Origin of the sequence: Methylotuvimicrobium sp. KM1, from assembly GCF_044788715.1 — a bacterium.
Taxonomy (GTDB): Bacteria; Pseudomonadota; Gammaproteobacteria; order Methylococcales; family Methylomonadaceae; genus Methylotuvimicrobium.
Genome location: NZ_CP173170.1, coordinates 4,866,263 through 4,887,923, shown reverse-complemented (window position 1 = coordinate 4,887,923; position 21,661 = coordinate 4,866,263). Strand labels below are relative to the sequence as shown.

Here is a 21,661-nt window from a genome sequence, read left to right as displayed (position 1 = left end):
TGTTCGAGCTTCGCGGCGGTTCTAGCGCCGATGCCTAACACCTCATTGACCGGAACGATCTTCATCTATTTTTCCCTCCGCGTTGACATGAAAAAAAACGACTTTTTCCCGAAGTGCATGAGCGGTTGCGGCGATACAATGGACGATCCCCGTTTCGTTGTTCACATGCATTAACGAAACCAGTATCGTGTCATCGGTTAGCGCCGATAAAACTTGATCGGTCGTGATAAGGCCGTTTCTGTCCGGACGCAGATAAGTAAGCGAAAAGCCAATCGTTCAAGATAATGACACGAATCCAAAACGGCTTTGTGTTCACTCGCCGAGGTGACAATATGTTGGCCTTTATCGCGATAACGATAGGCAATCCCTTTTAGTGTCAGATTATTTGACTCGGTGGCTCCCGTGGTAAAAATCAAGTCGCGCGGGTGGCAGCAGTAATTATTTACAAGTAAATCCTGATCTACTGCCAACCACCGCCAAGCGCTTTATACAAATCGACCATTGCACTGAACTGCTTTTGTTTGGTTTCAATCAGTTCTTTTTTTGCTTCCAGGGCATCCCGTTGCGTTAACAAAACTTCCAGATAGTCGGCGCGTGCCGATTTGAATAACTGGTTGGCGATACCGGTCGACTGCACCAACGAATTAACCTGCTGTTGTTTCAATTGGTAGTTTTTGTTCAGCTTGTCGATATTGGATAATTGATTGGCGACTTCAGCATAGGCATTGATAATACTTTGCTCATACTCATAGGCTGCCTGAATCTGTTTGGCGTTGGCGTTTTTGTATTCCGCAGTAATAGCGTTTTTGTTGACCAGCGGCGCCACCAATTCGCCGGCAACCATCGCGGCTAACGATTCGGGCGTATTGATCAGGTATTTGAGCGCGAACGCTTCGAAGCCTATGCCGGCTTTGATACCGAAGGAGGGATAAAAATTAGCCCTGGCCACTTCTATGTTCAACTCAGCCGCGGATAATTCGTACTCGGCTTTGCGAATGTCGGGTCGATTTTGCAGCAATTGTGACGGAATGCCCGCCGAGAGTATTTTGGGTTTAATGTCCATGAAAACCTTTGAGCTTCGCTGGATAGGCTGCGGCGTGCGTCCGAGCAGCGTGTTGATACGGTTCTCGACCACAGTAATCTGCTGCTCGATTTCATAGCGTCTGGCCTGGTTTTTTGCTACCTCGGCTTGATAACGCTTGACCGCCAGCGAGTTCGTTCTGGCAAATATCCGCAGCTGCTCGACAATTTTCAGACCGTTTTTCTGAATAGCGATGTTTTGCGCCAGATTTTCCAATTGGTTATCCAGCGCAATCAGCTCATAGTACGAATGCGCCACTTCCGCGACCAGATTGGTCAGCAGGAAATTCCGGCCTTCCTGCGAGGCCATGTATTCCAGCACGGCCACCTGTTTAGCATTCCTGAGCTTTTTCCAGATATCGATTTCCCAGGTCGAAAACAAACCGAATTGATAATCGCCGAGGAACGCCGGGAATGCTTGGCCATTGGCGAGCGGTAAGCCTTCTTCTACCGCACCATTCCGGGTGTATTTGCCGGTTTTATCGCCTCCGGCAGCCGCGCCGATGCTAACAAACGGCATATACGCCCCCTTACGAGCCTGGATTTCATTTTGCGCCATGCTGATACGCTGCAATGCAATATTGATTTCCTTGTTATTGGCGATGGCGGTATCGATCAAACTCAACAGATTCGGGTCGTCGAAAAACTCGTTCCATTTTACCGAGGCGCTTGAATTTTGCTCTGCCGGCGTTTGCTTAAACTGTTCCGGCAGTTGGGTGTCAGCCTTTTTGGTCATCATGTCCGGAATACCACAGGCCTGCATTGTCAATCCCACCGCGGCCAACGCAATAAGGCGAACTGCTTTAGTCGTAGTCATTTTCATCCCCCGAAGCGAAGTGAATGGTTTCCGTTAATGGATCGATGTCTTCTTTTTTTATCAAGGACTTTCCTTCAATCAACTTGGCGAAAATGTAATAAAGTCCGGGAATCAGCACGACGCCGAACACGGTGCCGAACAGCATTCCGCCCAGAGATGAGGTGCCTATGGTTCGATTACCGACCGCGCCAGCCCCGGTCGCGATCGCCAGCGGTATCAAGCCGGCGATAAAAGCAAACGAGGTCATCAAGATCGGCCGGAAACGGGCTTTGGCGCCTTCGATGGCAGCATCCTTGACCGACATGCCCTGAGCCTGCTTTTGCACGGCAAATTCCACAATCAACACCGCGTTTTTACCAAGCAAACCAATCAACATCACCAAACCGAGTTGTGAATAGACATCGTTGGCAAGGCCTAATGTTTTCAGTAAAAAGAAGGCGCCGAAAATGCCGGGAGGCAACGAAAATAAAACAATCAACGGCAACATAAAACTTTCGTACTGGGCCGCCAGCACCAAATAGACGAACACGATAACCACCACGAAGATTTCGATCGCTTCGGTACCGCGGCGCGCTTCATCAAACGACAGGCCTTCCCAGGCTATATCGAAGCCTTGCGGCAACATTTCGGCAGCGACTTCCTGCACCGCCTTGATGGCAGCGCCTGTGGTATAACCGGCCGCCGGTTCGGCGCGAATAGCTGCCGAGTTGTATAGGTTGTAACGGGTTATTTCGTTGGGACCTTGGCGTTTTTCCATGGTCATGAAGGCGGAGTAGGGCACCATTTCCCCTTTATCGTTTTTCACGTAGTAATTCAGCACGTCCGAAGGGAAACGGCGGAATTCGGGCAGGGCCTGGGCGTAAACCTTGAAAAAGTTGTTGAAACGAATAAAGCCCTGCTCGTAAGTACTGCCGATCATGATATCCAGATTTTCCAGGGCTTTGTCGATGGAAACGCCTTTTTGCATGGCCAGTTTGTTGTCGACGATCAGTTCGTATTGGGGATAGTTGGCTGCATAAAAGGTGAACAATCCGGTCAGCTCTTTACGCTTACGCAAGGCAGCCATAAATTTCTGGTTAAGTTTGTCGAACTCGTGGTAATCGGTGTCCAAGGTCTTGTCGAGCAAACGAAACGCCAGACCGGAAGCCGCGCCGTAACCCGGCACCGCGGGTGGCTGGAAGAACTCGATCACCGCACCGAAATCATGCGTTTTCTCCTCCAGTTCGTGAATGACGTCCTCGACGGAATGTTTGCGCTGAGACCAATCTTTCAAGTTGATGATACAAGTTCCGGCGTTGGAACCACGTCCTTCGGTCAGTACTTCGTAGCCGGCCAAGGAAGACACTGACTGCACGCCGTCGATTTGTCTGGCCACTTCTTCCAACTGCCGCGCCACTTTGTTGGTGACTTCAATGGTTGAGCCGGGCGGCGTCTGAATGATGGCGTAAATCATGCCCTGGTCTTCGCCCGGAATGAAACCCGACGGCAACGTCAGGCTGACGGAGTAAATGCCGAAGGAAAACCCGGCCAGAATCAAAATCGTCAGCAGGTGCCGCATGACCACCACATTCAAAAGCTGAATATAGCGGCCGGTCACTTTTTCGAATACTGTGTTGAAGGCATTGATGAACAGACTGATCGGGGTTCTGCGTTTCGGTTGTCCATGCGTGTTTTTCAGGATCATCGCGCACAGAACGGGGGATAAAGACAAGGCGACCACCGCCGAGATGACGATGGACGAAGCCATGGCGATGGCGAATTGTCGGTAAAATACCCCTACCGGCCCCGACATGAAGGCAATCGGGACGAACACCGACACCATCACCAAAGTGATCGCCACGATGGCACCGCCGATTTCCCCCAATACCTGGCGCGCCGCCACATAGGGCGTGACATGTTCGGCTTCCATTTTGGCGTGCACCGCTTCGACCACTACAATCGCATCGTCAACCACGATACCGATGGCCAGCACCAAGGCAAACAGGGTAATCAGGTTAATGGACAGGCCGAATGCCGACATGACAGCGAAGGCACCGATTAATGACACCGGTACCGCTAATATCGGAATCAAGGTAGAGCGCCAATCACCTAAAAATATAAAAACTACTAAGGAAACCAATACGAACGCTTCCGCTAGGGTATGCAGGACCTTTTCGATGGAGGCATCCACAAAACGCGAAACATCGTAGTTGATTTCGTAATCCATCCCTTCCGGAAAATCCTTTTTCAACTCCTGTAGTTTTTCTTTGACGTCCTCGATAACCTTACTGGCATTACTGCCGTAATTTTGCTTGAGCACGATGGAAGCGGAAGGATAGCCGTCTTTATCGGAGTAGATATCATAAAACTCGCTACTAAGATCGACTTTGGCAATGTCTTTTAGATGAAGAATCTCGCCTTCCGAGTTAGCCCGGATAATAATGTCTTCATATTCTTCCGGCTTGTTGTAGCGCCCCTTATAAATCAGCACATATTCCTTGGATTGGGCGGCAATCCCGGTACTTTGCCCCAACCGGCCAGGCCGGCCGATAATGCTTTGGCTGCCAATAGCCTCCATCACTTCGTTTACCGAGACACTATAGGCCCGCATCCGATCTGGATTCAGCCAAATTCGCATGGCATATTGGCGACTACCTAAAATTTTTGCTTGAGCAATGCCATAGACGCGCTGAATTTCAGGGATAACCGAAACATTGGCATAGTTAAATAAAAACTTCTGATCGGCGTTTTTATCCTTACTGTACAGGTTGACATACATCAACATGCTGGGCTGTATGCGCTCGACGACGACCCCTTCTAATTGCACCAGCTTTGGTAACCGACTCATCACTTGATCGAGGCGAGTTTTAACGTTCACCATCGCAGTATTTGGATCGACACCGAGATCGAAAATCACTTGAATTACCGCTTCGCCAGCACTGGTTGCATCGGAGACGATGTAGTTCATACCGGGTACTCCGTTGATGGCCCGCTCTATGGTAATCAGGGAAGATTGCACCAACACATCCGCACTGGAACCCGGGTAAGCCAGGGAAATGACTACGCGAGGAGGTGCAATATCCGGAAATTGGGAGATAGGTAAGGTTCGGATAGCCAATACGCCCATGAATAGGAATACCAGTGACAACACGATCGCCATCACGGGTCTTTTGATAAAGATATTAAACATAATCAACCACCAGTTAAAAGGTTACTCGGTATACAAATCCAGTTCTGAGCGAACCTTTTCGGGCGGCTTCAAATCGGTCTTCACCTCTTCACCAGCATGCACTTTGCGCAAGCCTTCGAGCAGTATTTTGTCATCGCTTCGCAAGCCTTCTTTGATGATGAACAGATGCGGGATATTGGCTTCGATCTCGATCAGCCGTTGTTCCAATTTGCCGTCTTTATTAATGACGTAGACATAGTTTTTGTCCATGATTTCGAACACCGCCTTTTGCGGAATCAGCAGGGCGTTCTTATAGGGTTTTTCCATTAGAATCGTGCCCGTCTCGCCGTGCCTGAGCAGTCGGTCGGGATTGGGAAAAGTGGCGCGGAATTCGATATTGCCAACAGAATTATCAAAATCAGCCTCGATGGTTTCGATAACTCCAGCCTGATTGAAAATCTGCCCGTTGGCCATTCTGATCTGCACATGCTTAATGCGCTCGTCCTCCGACTGATGCAGTTTGTAGTCCAGATATTCGGCTTCTGGAACGTTGAAATACACCCACAACTTGCTGGTGTCGGACAGGGTGGTCAACAAAGAACCTTCGTCCAACAAACTGCCGTTTCGGACATTCAAATGGTCCATCAGGCCGTCGAAAGGCGCATTAATATCGGTGAAACTCAAGTGGATTTCCGCCAGCTTCACTTCGGCGTTCGCCTTATCCAATTTGGCTTTTGCCAAAGCCAATTCGTTAGACGATACGATACCCTGATCGGCTAATCCTTTAGTATTCAGGTATTCGATATTCATGTTGTTGGCTTCGGCTTGTGCTTTCAACAGCTCTGCCTGATAGATATTGGGCATGATTTTGAACATTCGCTCGCCCTTGCGCACCCATTGCCCTTCATCGACAAAAATATTTTGTAAATAACCCTTTTCCAGCGCTCGGACCTCGATATGTCTGATCGCACGAATCTGACAGACATATTCTTTGGTCACCGACGTGTCTTCCCGCAGAGGTCTGGTTGCCTCTAAAGTAGGCGGCTGTTCATGTTTTTCAGGTTCTGTTTGATTGCAAGCAACCATCAATAGACAAGTAATCAAGCTAAAAACTACAGGTACTTTTATATTTGTTTGCATAGTGCTCTGGATCATCGGATGTACGCAAAAAAGTGGATAGGCCAAGCTCTAGAAGCAAAACCTATCTATCGCTGATATATTAGGCATGAAGCATGCCTATTTTTATTTGAGAGGCTTACGAAACACCCAATAACTGAATGCCATTTTTTGAAGAAATTACTCTATATATTTGTTTTTATATGAAAAGGTTAAATTTTTAGGAGGCGTTTTCTGTTTAAAAAAGATATACGACGCTGATATTTTTTCGGCGACATAGCAAATGGATTCCAACTAGTATTGGTAAACGCCAGCGAAATACATTTGCAAAAAGAGTTTTTGGTTAGATAGCGTACGAAATGAACCAATTCTTTAGCTGGCAGTTGGTTTAAATGAACCAGATATCAGCTCGCTGTTAATAGTTTCCGGACTTGACTCGGCCGTTTCCCGCTGTTGAATAAAGTCCTATTTCCAAGTGTCCAGGTAATGGCTAAATAAGCGCCGTTCGCGGCAAAACGCATGAAGAGCTTCACTGGTCAAGCCAGCGCTGGCGAGCTCAAACGAGTTCAAAGCCGTGGCTTTACTTTTTATAGATGAATAAAACGAAGTTAATGACAGGTTTGCGAATTATGTAGCGGCTACAAGGGCGAGAGAATATTTGTTGGTATGCCAAATAAACGGTATTGGGTTACCCTAAGTAAGTGTCCATCATTTACTTCCTGAAATTTTGCCTGAATTTCCCAGCAAAATCGGGAGATAGTTTTTGGACGCTTACTAAAGTAGAACAAAATAGTTAATCCGACCCGCCGACAGCGACAAATATTTGAGTATTTACGCGATAACTATTCAAGCTTCGCCTATCCGCCAACACTGGTTGAGCTTTGTCAAACCTTGGGTATGGCTTCACGCGGTTCGTTGCATAAGCACATTGCCGCATTGATCGCGACCGGATTGCCGCCGTTAAACCGATCGAAGCGCTGGAAAGCGTCAACTATATGCCGGTTCCGGAACGGCTGAAAAGCGACAAGCCTCTTATGTGTTGCAGGTCCAAGGCGATTCGATGAAAGAAATCGGCATTTTCGACGGCGATTGGGTGGTGATCGAACAACGCGACTACCCGCGCAATGGCGAGATTGTCGTGGCATTGATCGATAAAACCGAAGCGACCTTGAAATACATTGAGCAATCGCCGGACAAAGTGCTGTTGCTCCCGGCCAATACGGCAATGACCGTCATGACTTATCTTCCTGAACAGGTTGAGATTCAAGGTGTCTTAGTCGGACAAATGCGCAGTTACCGCGCTTATTAAACCTCAGTTGGAGAATGGCCATGTCGAGAAAAATTCACATGCAGGACCAAGTCAGAAATCGGGTAGCCGTGCTGATGGACGACCGCCGCGCGGATGTCGCTGCAGTTTTTGGCGATTGCTGGAGTTTTGTTGGTGGGTGTGGTTTGGTAACGGTACTAGGGGGGATTTTTGGCCGGTTAGGTAGTCCCTCAAAAACGTTCGTTGTTGAGAAATGTCAATGGCCTCGGGGTGCTCGTTAAAGGACGCCGTAAACCCAGCACCTAAATCCAGCATCTAAATTCCATAGGTATTTGGCAATGATATAAAATTCATGGCTCATTTAGGTGCTGGGTAAATACATCCATGTAGGCTCTATGCCAGCTCCATGCTGGCAAAGCCTTTATCGAGCACCCCGAGGCCTCCTCCGGCACTGCCGAAATTGGATGTGCGAAAGGTATAGCAGAACGACCTTCCGTCGATTCGGATGAATAACCGATGGTGTTGTTTTGGATTTTGATGTAAAGGGCGCTTCGGTCGGTATCGATGTCCAGCATACCAGTCAAAATGCTGATATTCAGTAGTCGTCATTGCGAAATAGAGGGAGGCGGGTTTATTATTTTGTGATTCAACCCAGCCCCCCCCTTTTTTCTACCCTTCTTCTCCCGCTTGACGGCATTTTCTCCCCAGATCATAATCCGGTCGGAATGCGCGATTAGGCGCATTGGATTTCTTATGAGTAATTCCACACAACGACGCCGCCGGTCCGTGCAAGTAAACAGGTAAAAGTGCGGGGCGTGTAGTCCCGTGCCGTGCAGAGAATGAATCATGAACATTATAAAAATGAATAAGCCTGAAGGAACCGGCCGGCGATGAACGAGGCGAAAGAAAAACCGCCAGTAGACAGTTGTTCGTTGGCTCTGATCGGCAGTGGCGGGGCCGGCGTGATGACCGCCGGGCAGATCCTGCTGGATGCTGCTGCCGAGGCAGGTTATTTCGGCTTGATGACCCGTTCCACCGGTCCACAGATCCGTGGTGGCGAAGCCGCAGCGGTGCTTCGGCTCGGCGTGACGCCTGTCGGCTGCCAGGATGATCGCATCGATCTCTTAGTCGCGCTGGACTGGGGCAAGACCGAGCACTTTTCCGACGAGTTGGTGCTGGATGCCGACAGCGTAGTTATTGCTGACCCCGCTGCAGGCGAGCCGCCCGCCTGGGTGACGAATTCAGGTGCTCGCCGCTACGGCGTAAGGCTTAGCGAACTTGCGCGCGAACATTCCGGCTTGCGTGCCAATATCATTGCAGTGGGCATGGTCGGAGTGCTTGTCGGTCTCGATTTAGAACTCATAAAGAATACTATTAAACGCCGGCTAACCAGAAAAGGGAACCTGTTGCTCGATGTCATACAGGATGGACTGCAGGCGAGTATTTCCGAGGCCGAGTCGCTCCAATGTGCCTGCAGGCTCGCACCGCCCCAACCTCAACCGCGTTGGCTGTTGACCGGTAACGAAGCCGTCGGCATGGGTGCACTGCGCGGCGGTGTGCGGTTTTGCGCCGCCTATCCGATCACGCCCTCCACTGAGATTCAGGAATGGTTGGCTAGGCGGCTCCCCGAGGTAGGCGGCTGTCTGGTGCAGGCCGAGGACGAACTCGCCTCGATCAACATGTGCATTGGTGCCTCGTTTGGCGGCGTGCCGGCCATGACAGCCACCTCGGGCCCGGGCCTTTCCTTGATGGTCGAGGCGCTGGGTCTTGCGGTGGCGACCGAGACGCCACTGGTTGTGGTCGACGTCATGCGTGGCGGGCCATCTACTGGCATTCCCACCAAGTCCGAGCAGGCCGATCTCGCCATTGCCGTTTATGGCGCGCACGGCGACGCGCCTCGGCTGGTGTTGGCGCCCAACGGCATTGGCGACTGCGTGACGACCACCCAGTGGGCCGTGTTCCTGGCCGAGGCGCTGCAATGCCCGGCTGTGGTGTTGAGCGACCAGTTTCTGGGGCAGTCACGCATTGCCATTAATCCGCCGAAGGATCGCGAGTGGCACGCCGAGCGGCGCAGGGCGCCGGCGGACATCGCGGACTTCCAACGTTTCGGGGATTCCAGCGACGGCATCTCGATGATGGGCATTCCCGGCACGCCGGGCAGCGAATACACCGCTACGGGTTTGAGCCACAAACCGTCGGCGCGCCCCTCGGCCATGCCCGCCGACCATCGCCTACAGTTGGACAAGCAACGCCGTAAGCTCGAGCAATTCGATTACGGCGATGACTGGGCCGACATCGAGGGTGGAGGATCTCTTGGGTTGCTGACCTGGGGTTCCACTACTCAAGCGGCTCGCGAGGCCGTTGCGCGGGTTCGTGCCGATGGATCGGCGGTACGGCTCGTGTCGCTAAGGCTGATCGCCCCGCTTGATCCTGTACGAATCGCTAGGGCTTTGGAAGGGATAGATCGCCTGTTGGTGGTCGAACAAAGCCACGGCGCGCAGTTTTTTCGGTATCTGCGGGCCGGCTGCGAGCTGCCGCCGCACACTCGCAGTCTTGCCGAGCCCGGTCCCCTGCTCTTGCGACCGGGCCGGATCGCCGCTGCGCTTCGCGTACTAGAGATGGAGCAGGTCAAGTGAGCAGAGAACATCAAGTCAAGACCCGTGCCCTCGCGCACAAGGACTATAAGTCGAGCTACAAGCCTGTGTGGTGCGCAGGCTGCGGTGATTTCGGCGTGCTCAACGCGCTCACGAAGTCGCTCGCAGCACTGGAAATTCCAACTGAACAGGTTGCCTTGATCTCGGGTATCGGTTGCTCATCGCGGCTTCCGGCCTATACCCGGGCCTATGGTTTCCACGGCGTACATGGCCGTGCATTGCCTGTGGCCGCAGGGCTAGCCATCAGCAGGCCGGAGCTCACGGTCATCGCCGTAGGCGGCGACGGAGATGGTTTCTCGATCGGCGGCAACCACTTCATCCATGCTTGCCGGCGCAATGCTAATTTCAGTTATCTGGTGATGGACAACGCTGTTTATGGTATGACGAAGGGACAGGCTTCGCCGACCACTGAGAGTGACTGGACCGGTTCGAAACTGGCCCCGCAAGGCACACATCAACTGCCCTTTCAGCCGCTGGAAATGGCGCTGGCTGCCGGTGCGCCGTTCATCGCGCGGGCCTTCTCTAATGCCCCCAACGAACTCGCGCAGATCATCCGCGAGGCCATCGAATTTCCCGGTTTCGCTTTTGTGCAGATATTGAGTCCGTGCGTTACTTTCCGTCCGGAACAGCTTAACTGGAAGAAACAGGTACACGAGGCTTTTACGCCGACCGCTGATAAGCGCGAGGCCTATCTTAAATTACTTGACGATGACGGCATCGGTACTGGGATTCTGTATCGTGCTCCACGGCCCTGCTTTCAGCACGATACCGCCGCGCCCCGAAGCCTGGCGGCTATCGCGGCCGACTTTGAGGTACCCGCATGAGAATGCTGAACGGCGGTCCTCGGTAGACACATCCCATACCTTTTATTCTTAGCCGGTTTTTCGATCAAAAGGGAGTAGATGAAGTCGTGAGAACAATGCCTGTAGATCATTCATCCTGCTTATTGAGTTTGTATTGGGTTTTGAGCCAAATGCCGAACCTAGTCAAAGCCCAGCCGCGGGTCATGATGTCAACGCTCAAACAAAAACTAATAAACCACATGGATGCGCCAAACCATTCCTGCCAAAGAATCAAGCCCATGATTACTGAGATCAGGCCGCCAAGGGTGGCTGCGGTAAAGTGGGAAAATCGCACGCTATAAGCCGCAAATATCCGAAAAATACCTTTGATCAGCAAATACGCCGCAGCCAATAAGATGAGCTTATCCGAGGACTTATTTAGCTCGGTCAGGATGATTAAGCCAAACACGGTATCCAAAACTCCGATTTGCAAGTTTACATAGAATTCCTTGGTTTGACGCTGGAGGAAAGTATCGTAACAGGCCATAAAACCGGTTACCAAAATCACGATCGATACTATCGGCAGCCAGGAGCTGTTTTGATTCATGATACGCACTCCAGGGGCCAATGCGGACAAAACGGTCAGTAGTATGCCGGCAATCGACAATGCCAAGCCTCGCACTAATAGCGTATTGCGCTGATTGAGAAAATGGTCGAATTCGGTTTTCGATTCGGTTGAAATCATTTCTTTCTCCTTTTTAAAACATAATTTTAGATAGGAAAATCACAGCCTTTCAATAATTTACCTGATTACGTATAAGCTTCAGCCTATTTGAAGTCCAGACAAGGTTTTGTGTCGCTATCGCGACGTTTATGTGGAGTCGGTTCGCGGACCGACAACCGCGATACTTTTCTTTGCTTGTCCAAAGAAAAGTATCCAAAAGACCAATCCGCCGGGAGCGGATTGGGACGCCAAAGGCGCACGAAGTGCGAGCGCCCGGATGGCGCGAGTCAGCAGACACCCGGAGGCCGCTGTATCCTGCGCGCTGACGATTTTGCCGAGGGTTTTAGGAAGGGCTATCCCTAGCCCTCCGAAAACGAGCGGCATCCCTGCCGCTCCCCTGGCGGGCTATTCTCGGCAAAATCGTCAGTGCTCGGCGCGGCCTAACGGGGCCCGGGCGGGAGCTCTAAGCCAAAGCAAATTGGCTGAAGGTTCTAAGTAATCAGGATAATTTATGCCACGAGCGTGCGCGCGTTGTTAAACCAATTCGGGCAATGGCGTAATCATATTGGTTTCTTTGGTTCGAACCAATAGTTATTGCTAAAACAAGATGCCCCATTTTCAATAAAAAGGTTACCATATCATGAAAACGATCGGTAAAGGGGCGGGTAAAGGGGCATTAGCGCCTACTCTATGAGGCATTTGAGTGGTTAACGTTCTCCGGTTCTGGAGCCACTGCGAATAAAACTATAATAAACGGGGCAGTAATTACATTCGACCCCTAGCCCTTGTGATTCTAATTTGAGATTTTGGCAGGAAGGGGGGCAACTTTGTCCTAAACGTTTCGACCGTGACTAAAGGAAATTGAAACGTTCGGGGCGGGTTGAATAACCCGCCCCACGAGAGTGACCGAAGAAAATCGTGAGAAAAAACACTGCCAAGTCTTCCAGTCAAGCATCTATAACCGAATTGGACGATTGGTATCTGTTTAAATATTCGAATTAAATCAAGCCCAAAATTATACATAACAACATCGGTTGCGCCCGCTATGCTTGGCTTCATAAAGCGCACGGTCGGCTCTTGTGATCAGTTCATCGATAGACTGCGTTTCCGGGTTCAAACACGCAATACCCAAACTCGCGGTAATTGTTTGCTCAATACCGGGAAGACTCAATTCGGCGATGGCCTCACGCAGTCGCTCTGCAAATTTAAGCGCGCTATGCGAATCCGCCTCTTCCAGAAGTAAGACAAATTCCTCGCCGCCGAAACGCGCGGCAAAATCGCTGTCTCGGCAACTTTTTCGAAAACAATCGGCGACCATAACCAACACTTGGTCGCCGACTGCGTGACCATAGATATCGTTGAAGCGTTTGAAGTGGTCGATATCCAGCATGATGACCGACAGGTTCCTTTTGTAACGCTGGGAGGCGCGAAATATCGGTTCGCCTTTTTGATAGAATGCGCGCCGGTTAAAAATATTGGTCAACGGGTCTCTTGTTGCTAATAATTCGAGCTCCCGTGTGCGGTCTTTGACTTTTTGTTCCAGCGTTGCGTTGAGTCGCTTTAACTCGGTTTGCGTTTGTACGAAGTGGTGTAACGAAATGGCGATCAATGCCAAAGAAAAGCTTAACAAGCCCCAGGCCAGCGGTATTCGCCGCCAAGGTAGAATACTGTGTGCCACGGCCATGTCGAGCAATAACAATAGACCGAAAAAAGCAAATGTGACGATGATGACTTTTTGCTCATTGTTGACATGACGAAATCTCGAGAAAGCCACTGCAAACAATAGCGACAGGCTGATCGCAAATAAACCGTCAAAAACAAAATACATTCTGGAAATTGCGCTATAACCGAGCAATGGCAATATATTGGCGCCTACTGCATAGGCTAAATGAAATCGCCATAGCGCCCCGATCAATTTTTGATACTTAATTCCGGCGCACCATTCCCCGAACAATAAAGCCATCGCGACCGGCAATAAAAAATAGCCGGTCGCAGCCAGATGATCCCAAAACAACGGTGCGTTGATCAACCACAATTTGACTTGGCTCTGACCGAAGACCATCAAGGCGGAAGCCAAGGCGAACAATGCTAGATAATAAAAACTTCTCCGTTCGGCTTGCAGTAACGCGAAAAAAAAGGCCAAACCGGCGATCAGCAAGGAAAAGCCGCTAACGACAATTTGTTCCACCGAATGATCGAGAATCAATTTGATCAAATCGAGTCGTTCCATCAACCTGACCTCGCCCCATAGGCCGATGTCGCTATAGTCGGAAAACACCCGAAAATAAAGAAACTTGCCCGCAAAATCGGCAGGCAGTTGGATCATGTGCCAAGGCCAACCTTCGAAACGTCCATGACCGTTATGATCGAAATAGCCGTACTGATAGATTTTTTGCCCATCCAGATAAGCTTGAACAATTAAGTCGACACTGTAGATATAAATGACCGGGTCGTGCCAATTGCCATTCGGTAAAGCAGTACGGAACCAAACATTGGTCTGTCCGTCGCGTCCCGGAGGGTTGGAAGGAAAGTCGATTGCTTGCCATGCTTCGCTAGCGTTGTCTTGCTGAGCCCACTCCGGTCGCCCTTGAGCATCGAAAGGCGAGTCGCCCCAGCGGTATTGCCAGTCGTTATGCAATTGCAGGGGTGATTCGTGTGCTTGGAGACAGACCGTAAAAAGTGACAGGCAAAGCAATAAGCCGCCTTTCAGTCGGTGTTCCGTTACAAGATCTATGAAGTAAGCGACTAATCGTGTAAGCAACTGTATCAATCGGCCTGATAATATAGATTGACGGGAAAATCGAAGATTGCGTTGGGTAGATAATTTATTTCACACCCGTTTTTTAACCAAAATGTATAAATAAGGCTTTGCATAAGTCTCATGGCCGAAGTATAGCAGCGTAACGCTTCGGAAAATGGTCATGTTTCACAAGCCGGTATAAGCGATTCATTAAATTATTCGAATCAAGGTAGTTTGTTTCTCCATCCGTGTCGGGGCTGCAATTCAGACACGAACGTTTCAAGCTAAGGTGATTTATGACAATCGTTTCGGACGGGTTGATAAAACCCGTCCGGCGGCGATATGGTAGCCTAAAGCTCATACTTTATCGTGCTAAGCCGGCTTTCCAAGGCCGCCAACAACTCTTTTCCGGATTTGACCGTTCCAAAATCGGCCGGCTCTAGGCTTTTGCCGGTTAATACCGAGAATCGTGATAACAAATTCTTTAGGCGGTTTTGTTCGCTAACGGTAAAACGATATTGCTGAATCCAATACTCGAAGTTAGGTACTTCGGGGGAGTTAACAAGCTTGGCGCGTTCTTCGAGCTTTTCGAGCAGGAGGTCCAGAAGGCCGATGTTGTCTCTTATCAATTTCTCGACGACCTTCGGATCGAGATTGCGTCCCGGCTCCAAACGGTTATCCGAAACGACTTTTAAACACTGGATCAATTCCCCAGTCGAAAATCGCGCCGCCGTCTCAAAGAATGCCGAGGCTTCCATGTCGCATAAATGCTCATGATTGTAATCGAACTGAGGTTTGGAACCCGTCACAAGCGATGTCGCGGTACATGGCAAGCCGTAGATAGGCATCGGATAGTAATTTCTACCGGTATCGGCATCGCTGATTTTATTGATTGTCCAAGCGCTACCGATATCATGCATCCTGTGACCCGCAACACCAACATTGACGAATAGCGCATTTTCAAGGCCGGTACTAACGGCTTGCGTATAGGCCAAACCTGCCGCCATTGCGCTTTTTCCCGGTCCCGTTACGGTTAAATAAACCGCTTCATTACGATACATAGCAAAAGCGCGCACCGTAGTGTCTTTTTTCAAACCGAAGTGCGCAACTAGCGGTTTCGCCTCGCAGGGCAGCGCCACCGCAAGAAAAATATTCACTGCCAAAATAATCAACCCTTCTGTATCTTTGTTGCAAAGATACAACAATCAAATTGAAAAACTTGAGCAATTTCACAAGAAAGTTTCATAATAATTAATAGATTGTTGCATTATATTAAATTTTGGATTAGATTTGCATTACAACAACAAAAACGAGGATCGACTGATGAGCGCTGTTATGCAAACCTTTCCAGAAAGACGCCGGGGAACGGCAGCTTTAATCGATGAATTAAGAAAAGAACGGCATGAGGTGTGGGCAATGTATTGCCGTATTGCCGAGCTGAAGCCGTTTTCGGCAGGTAAAAAAGTTCAAACTCGGCTGTCTGAATTTTCGCAATTACTAGTCGATTATGTGTCGCTGTGGCACTTCGGTATTTATGAACGATTACTGTCCGGTAACGAAAAACGCCAAGCGTTGTTATCTTTTGCGAACGAACTCTATCCCGAGCTATCGAGGACCACCGATGCGGCAATCGTTTTCAACGATAAGTACGAACACGCCAAAAACCATCTAACGCCCAGCTCTCTCGAGCAAGACTTATCCGTTCTAGGCGAGCATTTGGCCATCCGCATGACACTAGAAGACAAGCTTTGCAATATGCTGCTAAATTAAATGATAAAAATTTATGCTCTATAAAAAATAAGCCGCTGTCGGGTAATTCGATAGCGGCTTTTTTCATCCTCTTATTTCGGTATATCATTATCCGGATCGAAAGTGGTTCCGGTATCGTCGTCTTGCACCTTAATAAAGCGCTCTCTCAATCGTGAAAATGCACTCCATAGCGTGGTGTCCATAACGACCTCATTGCCGATCGACACGATGACTCTAGCCAATTCCGGTATGCTCGTTTTATTTGCGATCAAATAAAGCGGCTGGACATACAGAATCGAGTGTTCCATCGGCAAAATAATCATCCGTCCCATTCTCACCCGAGAACCGCGCTGGTCCCAGAGCGTAAGCTGAGCCGAGATGTCCGGGTCTTGCTCGATCAAGGCCTCGACCTGTGCCGGCCCGTTGACTTGAACTTCCTTCGCGAATTGGTAAACCGTGATGCTTTTTTTGAAGGCGTCACCGCACTTTTCTCTATCCATCACGCTGGCGACGCCAACCATGCTCAAGTTCTGATTGTTGATCGGCGTCATCGGATTGATCATGACAAATTCTTCCTTGCCGCCGCAATGGCCTAAGTCTACCGTTTGGTAATAAGGCCTGACCTCTTTATCCCTCACTTCCGCAAAATTCCAAGTCTCGGCCTGTTGATAAAATAATGCCGGGTCACGCTGATGATATTTGGCATAGACTTTCATTTGCAAATAGAACAGATCACGCGGAAAACGTAATTGTCGCTTTAATTCGGTCGGCATTTCATCGATGTCGCGGAATACGCCGGGGTAAGCTCTGTCGTAAGCCTGAATAATCACATCCGACGGATCGGTAACATAAAAACGAGTTAAACCGCTGTAAGCATCGACGGTGATCTTGACCGAATTGCGGATATAGTTGAATTCCTTGCTACCGACTAAAAAATCATCCTCGGCCGATTTCGATACCGGATACCAATTCGACAAGGTATAGGCGTCTTGCACCCAATAGAATCGGTTTTTCGTGACGACCAGATAAGGGTCTTTGTCTAAATGCAGAAATGGCGCCAGGTGACTGATTCGGTCGACGACATTCCGACGAATCAACAAGCGGCTCTCTCGAGATATATTGGTCGAGAAAAATATTTTTTCGTCTTTGAAAAAAAACGAAAACAAGGCTTTTCTAAACAGCGATGGAATAGGGATTCCGCCGCTGCCGGTATAAACCGCGTCGATCGCCGGGTCCGGCTGGGTTCCCGAAAGCGCGACCACGTCGAGCTTATTGGGTACGATTGCGTACTTATAATTCTCCATTCCGTAATAGATATCGGGGTGCTTCACATCTAGTCCGACATTAGAACTTAAATTCAAGTCTCGCAAAAACCAACGTATCGGTTGACCTGCATCTTGCGCCGCCGGCGTGACTACCGCGCCGAAACCATGCGTAAAACGCAAATGCGTGTTTTCCCAGTTTTGCGCTTCCTTAGGGAGTTTGGAGATATTCATTTCCCGTGCGGCAAGATTGACCTGGCGTTTGAAACCGTCAATGAAATAACGGCCTTCGTCGACATCGAGAAAATGATAATACGGTCGGATGCTTTGAATTTGGTTGTAAACATCGCTCAAAAATTCGCGATCCCAAACCGGAATATTTTCGAAACGTCTTCGGGTGCTCCATGCTTCGATATCTTGGGTCGGGTCGAGCGTCACCGTAAAATCGACGATATGGATATTTTTTAAATCATAAGCATCGAGCGTCGCGACGATATTGTGATCGATAAACGGGCGCTGCGTCCTAACCGGATTAGGCTTGACGATAAATTTATCGATCAATTCAGGTATGAATTTGACTTCTTGCAGCCCTAATGCGCTGACAAAGACTACCAATGAAATCAAAAACGGGACTTTGGTCTGCGTCGTTTCGGAGAAATAATAAAACAGCAATGAAATTGCAGCTGCCAGAAATCCCAGAATCGAGAGCCAAATCAACGGTAGTTGATAGCGTATTTCGACGAAGCCCGGCCCTGAAAACACGGGCTCGTGTCGGTCGACATAAAGCAGCGAAAACCGGTACAGCATAAAGCCCCAAACGACGAACAACACGACAAAGCCGAATAATACCGCCAGATGAACTTTAGCGGCCTTCGGAAATTCTTTGGCTTGACTTGGGATAAACGTATGCTGCACCCAGTATTGAAAGGCGACCATTAATAAAATAATGACCGCGGTAGCTAGTAGCTCTTCCTGGATAAGTAAATAAATCGGATAAGACAGCAAATAAAAGCCGATATCCTGTCCGTAAACGGGTTCAACGACCCCGGATGACCCGCCAAAGAAATACAGCAGTCCCATTTCCCATTGATGGTAAAAGGGCATCGCAATCGCAATGGCTAAAATCAATGCGACCGGCGTCGAAAATTTGATCGACAAGCTCATGAATAGATCGGCTAGGCTCTCGAAGCGCTTGCGCTTGGTCGAATCTTGCAATACATCTTGATTAGGGTTGAACCCCAGATAACGGGCTGCCAACCAAAAATGCAAAAAGAAAATCGAAAAGAAAACTGCGGTGACCGCGCCCGAAAGAAAAAAGCGGTAAAGCAATCTCAGCCAAAAATAGCCTTCATACCTTAATGCTTGAAACCACCAATAATCGACGATCAGATCGAGAAATACGAAATAGAATGCGACATAAACGACAAGCAATATGCCGAGGGTTGCCGCAATAATCTTGGTTAAATGTCTCGGAATCCGCATAGTTTCCTCATTAAATCTATGGCTTTACGTGTTGTGCTTGTCGAATTGCACGTATTCTAACATTCATCACCGAATTTGCCTCGTTATCGAGCCAGGGCCATAGTTATCTCCGCATCGTTTTATGCCTTCTTTCATGCCAAGCTTTTGCTTGCGACTTCATACACATCCTTGGAAATCGCCTCGGTCGACATGATGCGTTCGAGCTCGCCTTTCATCAAAGCTTGCCGGGCCTCGTCATAACGTCGCCATTGCGTCAGTGCTCCAACCATCCTCGATGCGACTTGAGGGTTGAGCGTATTCAACTCAATAATCCTGTCGGCTAAAAATCGATAACCTTGCCCGCTGGCTGCATGAAAATGTAATGGATTGGCCTGGCTAAAAGAACCGACCAACGCACGGACGCGGTTAGGATTCTTTAAATCGAAGTCGGTGTGTTTCAACAGGCGTTGCACCGCTTCGAAAGTATCCGGCGGAGTTGCTGTTGCTTGCAAGGCAAACCATTTGTCCAAGACCAGTGCTTCGTCGCGCCATTGCCGGTAGAAAGCATCCAAACAAGTTGCGCGGGCCGGATGCGGCGTATTAACGATGACGCCCAATGCGGCGATTTGATCGGTCATATTTTTGGCCGTGTCGAATTGCTTGAGCGACCAACGCTGTATTTCGGTATCGTCCAGCTTACTCAAAAAGCCGAGACACACGTTTTTAACGCGGCGTCGACCGATAGCTTTGGCATCGAAACAACCCGATTCGTCTCGGTGATTATCCAGATATAAGCCTCTTAGATCGTCTTCAAGGTGCTTTGCAATTTGACCGGCAACAAATTCGCGTGCCGTATGAATCGCTTCAACATCAATGACCGGCATTTGTTCGGCCAGATAAGTTTCCGAAGGTAGACTTAACAACAAGGCGAAATACGACAAATCCAGCCAGCAGTTTTGAACGATTTTTCGATAGGCTTCTATCAAGACCGGATTGATCTCAAGCGAACGACCGTTTTGCAAATCGTCGATCAGTTCGGCGATGACGCGACCAGCCAATTGCTGCCCGGCTTCCCAGCGATTGAACGTGTCCGGATCATGGCTCAACAAGAAAGCCAGCTCCTCAAGAGAGCGTTGCATCTTAAGTTTCACCGGCGCTGAAAAACCGCGCAACAATGAAATCACCGGCTTTTGCGGCAATTGCTCGAATACAAAAGTTTGCTCTGTCTCGGTCAATTCGAGCACAATTTTATGACTGACTTGTTCGCTACCTTGCAATCGGCATTGCGCCAGATTACCGTCCGGCAGGATCAATCCGGTTTTAATCGGTATATGCAGCGGTTCCTTGCGAGGCTGGCCGGGTGTCGGCGGGTTGTCTTGCTTAATGGTCAGTGATAATGTTTGCGCGTCGCTATCGTAATGTTCCGAAACGGTCAATACCGGCGTGCCCGCCTGTGAGTACCAGCGTCGAAATTGGGTCAAGCCGACATCATTGGCCGCTTCCATCGCATTGACGAAGTCGTCGCAGGTCACAGCCTGACCGTCGTGACGCTGAAAATACAGATCGCAGCCCTTGCGGAAACCTTGTGGACCGAGCAGCGTATGCAGCATGCGCACGACTTCGGCACCTTTTTCATAGACCGTCAAGGTATAAAAGTTATTGATCTCGATATAGGCGTCGGGCCGGATCGGGTGTGCCAGCGGCCCCGCGTCCTCGGCAAACTGACGAGTGCGTAGCGCGTTAACGTCTTCGATGCGCTTGACCGCTTTCGAGGTTTGATCGCCGGTGAACTCCTGATCGCGGAATACAGTAAAGCCTTCTTTCAAACTCAACTGAAACCAATCCCGGCAAGTCACGCGGTTGCCGCTCCAATTATGGAAATACTCATGCCCGATCACGCCTTCAATATGCTCATAATCGCTGTCGGTGGCTGTATCCGGGCGCGCCAAGACGAATTTGGTATTGAATATGTTCAAGCCTTTGTTTTCCATTGCGCCCATGTTGAAATGGCCGACCGCGACGATCATATACAAATCCAGGTCGTATTCGAGTCCGTAAGTCTTCTCGTCCCAGCGCATTGCATTTTTTAGCGATTGCATCGCATGATCGCACTTATCGAGATCGTGGGCTTCGACAAAGATTTCAAGCGCTATTCTTCGCCCCGATTGCGTGGTAAAGCTATCTCTGGCGCATTCCAACTGCCCCGCCACCAGCGCAAACAAATAACAGGGCTTATTAAACGGGTCTTCCCAGGTAACCCAGTGTTTATTATCGGGTAGATCACCTTGAGCCTTTTTGTTGCCGTTCGACAGCAATACCGGATATTTATCCTTGTCGCCGACTAGTGTGGTCGTGAAGCGGCTCATCACATCGGGTCGGTCGAGATAATAAGTAATCTTGCGAAAGCCTTCCGCTTCGCATTGCGTGCACAGCATGTTTTTGGAGAGATACAAGCCTTCAAGTGCCGTATTTGCCTTGGGATTGATCGTGTTTTCAATCGTGACGACGAATTTTTCGTGCTGCGGCACGTCGTGAATGACTAAGGCTTCGGATGTTTGCGCATAGCGATCGGGGTTTAATGTATCACCATTCAGCTGAACGCCGAGCAAGGTCAGATTTTCGCCCAACAAAATTAAAGCACTGTCATCGGCTTTCAAGGCGGGATTTCTGCTCATCGTCAACGTGGCAACGACTCGCGTGCATTCGTCATCCAACGTAAAATTCAAGTCGGTATCGTGGATCAGATATTCCGGCGGTTTGTAGTCTTTGAGATAGATAGTTTGGGGAGAGGCGTCACGCATAATGTAATTCGATATTTTTTGTGAAGGGAGTTTTCGGTAAAGTTTACCGTAAAAAAGCTA

14 protein-coding genes and 1 pseudogene are annotated in these 21,661 nt (G+C 49.5%); 4 read left to right on the top strand and 11 right to left on the bottom strand.

The genetic code is table 11. From position 1 onward, the window contains the following. Nucleotides 1–42 precede the first annotated feature (42 nt). The 5 genes from ACINK7_RS21290 to ACINK7_RS21270 are packed head-to-tail and all read right to left on the bottom strand — an operon-like array spanning nt 43 to nt 6,185. Nucleotides 43–228: an aminotransferase class V-fold PLP-dependent enzyme gene (locus tag ACINK7_RS21290; protein WP_404361493.1), complete on the bottom strand. Its 186-nt coding sequence runs from the start codon at nt 226–228 to the stop codon at nt 43–45. Then, nucleotides 198–416 (bottom strand): aminotransferase class V-fold PLP-dependent enzyme, encoded by a 219-nt coding sequence (locus ACINK7_RS21285; RefSeq protein ID WP_404358489.1) that lies wholly within the window; start codon nt 414–416, stop codon nt 198–200. The genes ACINK7_RS21290 and ACINK7_RS21285 overlap by 31 nt, the downstream gene beginning before the upstream one ends. A gap of 44 nt (nt 417–460) precedes the next feature. Continuing rightward, on the bottom strand, nt 461–1,897 hold the full coding sequence (locus ACINK7_RS21280) for a TolC family protein (protein WP_404358487.1): 1,437 nt from the start codon (nt 1,895–1,897) through the stop codon (nt 461–463). Next, nucleotides 1,884–5,066, bottom strand: a complete 3,183-nt coding sequence (locus ACINK7_RS21275) for an efflux RND transporter permease subunit (protein ID WP_404358485.1) — start codon at nt 5,064–5,066, stop codon at nt 1,884–1,886. The genes ACINK7_RS21280 and ACINK7_RS21275 overlap by 14 nt, the downstream gene beginning before the upstream one ends. A 21-nt stretch (nt 5,067–5,087) precedes the next feature. Then, complete coding sequence (locus tag ACINK7_RS21270; protein ID WP_404358484.1) at nt 5,088–6,185, bottom strand: efflux RND transporter periplasmic adaptor subunit; 1,098 nt, start codon at nt 6,183–6,185, stop codon at nt 5,088–5,090. A 765-nt stretch (nt 6,186–6,950) separates the two neighbouring features. Here ACINK7_RS21270 and ACINK7_RS21265 point away from each other — a divergent pair. The 3 genes and pseudogenes from ACINK7_RS21265 to ACINK7_RS21255 all read left to right on the top strand — a co-directional run bounded on the left by ACINK7_RS21265 (nt 6,951) and on the right by ACINK7_RS21255 (nt 10,906). Beyond that, nucleotides 6,951–7,470, top strand: a pseudogene (locus ACINK7_RS21265) (LexA family protein). An 848-nt stretch (nt 7,471–8,318) separates the two neighbouring features. After that, the gene (locus ACINK7_RS21260; protein WP_404358482.1) at nt 8,319–10,064 is read left to right on the top strand and encodes a 2-oxoacid:acceptor oxidoreductase subunit alpha; all 1,746 of its coding nucleotides are present in this window, start codon (nt 8,319–8,321) and stop codon (nt 10,062–10,064) included. Continuing rightward, a complete protein-coding gene (locus ACINK7_RS21255; protein WP_404358480.1) occupies nt 10,061–10,906 on the top strand; it encodes a 2-oxoacid:ferredoxin oxidoreductase subunit beta in 846 nt (281 codons plus the stop codon). The genes ACINK7_RS21260 and ACINK7_RS21255 overlap by 4 nt, the downstream gene beginning before the upstream one ends. Before the next feature lie 106 nt (nt 10,907–11,012). Here the strand turns inward: ACINK7_RS21255 and ACINK7_RS21250 are convergent, their stop codons facing one another. From ACINK7_RS21250 to ACINK7_RS21235, 4 genes are all read right to left on the bottom strand, one after another. Beyond that, complete coding sequence (locus tag ACINK7_RS21250) at nt 11,013–11,609, bottom strand: DUF308 domain-containing protein (RefSeq protein WP_404358478.1); 597 nt, start codon at nt 11,607–11,609, stop codon at nt 11,013–11,015. Nucleotides 11,610–11,735: 126 nt separating this feature from the next. Then, the gene (locus ACINK7_RS21245) at nt 11,736–11,972 is read right to left on the bottom strand and encodes a hypothetical protein (protein WP_404358477.1); all 237 of its coding nucleotides are present in this window, start codon (nt 11,970–11,972) and stop codon (nt 11,736–11,738) included. Between the two features lie 631 nt (nt 11,973–12,603). After that, on the bottom strand, nt 12,604–14,349 hold the full coding sequence (locus tag ACINK7_RS21240) for a GGDEF domain-containing protein (RefSeq protein ID WP_404358475.1): 1,746 nt from the start codon (nt 14,347–14,349) through the stop codon (nt 12,604–12,606). Nucleotides 14,350–14,678: 329 nt separating this feature from the next. Beyond that, on the bottom strand, nt 14,679–15,485 hold the full coding sequence (locus ACINK7_RS21235) for a hypothetical protein (protein WP_404358474.1): 807 nt from the start codon (nt 15,483–15,485) through the stop codon (nt 14,679–14,681). A 166-nt stretch (nt 15,486–15,651) separates the two neighbouring features. Between ACINK7_RS21235 and ACINK7_RS21230 the strand changes: the two genes are divergently transcribed. Continuing rightward, entirely contained in the window at nt 15,652–16,098 is a 447-nt protein-coding gene (locus tag ACINK7_RS21230; RefSeq protein ID WP_404358472.1) for a sigma D regulator, read from the top strand. Nucleotides 16,099–16,169: 71 nt separating this feature from the next. On the opposite strand, the gene ACINK7_RS21225 is transcribed toward ACINK7_RS21230, so the two are convergent. Continuing rightward, nucleotides 16,170–18,821, bottom strand: coding sequence for a UPF0182 family protein (locus tag ACINK7_RS21225; protein WP_404358470.1), 2,652 nt, complete (start codon nt 18,819–18,821; stop codon nt 16,170–16,172). 131 nt (nt 18,822–18,952) lie between these two features. Next, a complete protein-coding gene (pepN, locus tag ACINK7_RS21220; protein ID WP_404358468.1) occupies nt 18,953–21,601 on the bottom strand; it encodes an aminopeptidase N in 2,649 nt (882 codons plus the stop codon). Between the last annotated feature and the right edge of the window lie 60 nt (nt 21,602–21,661).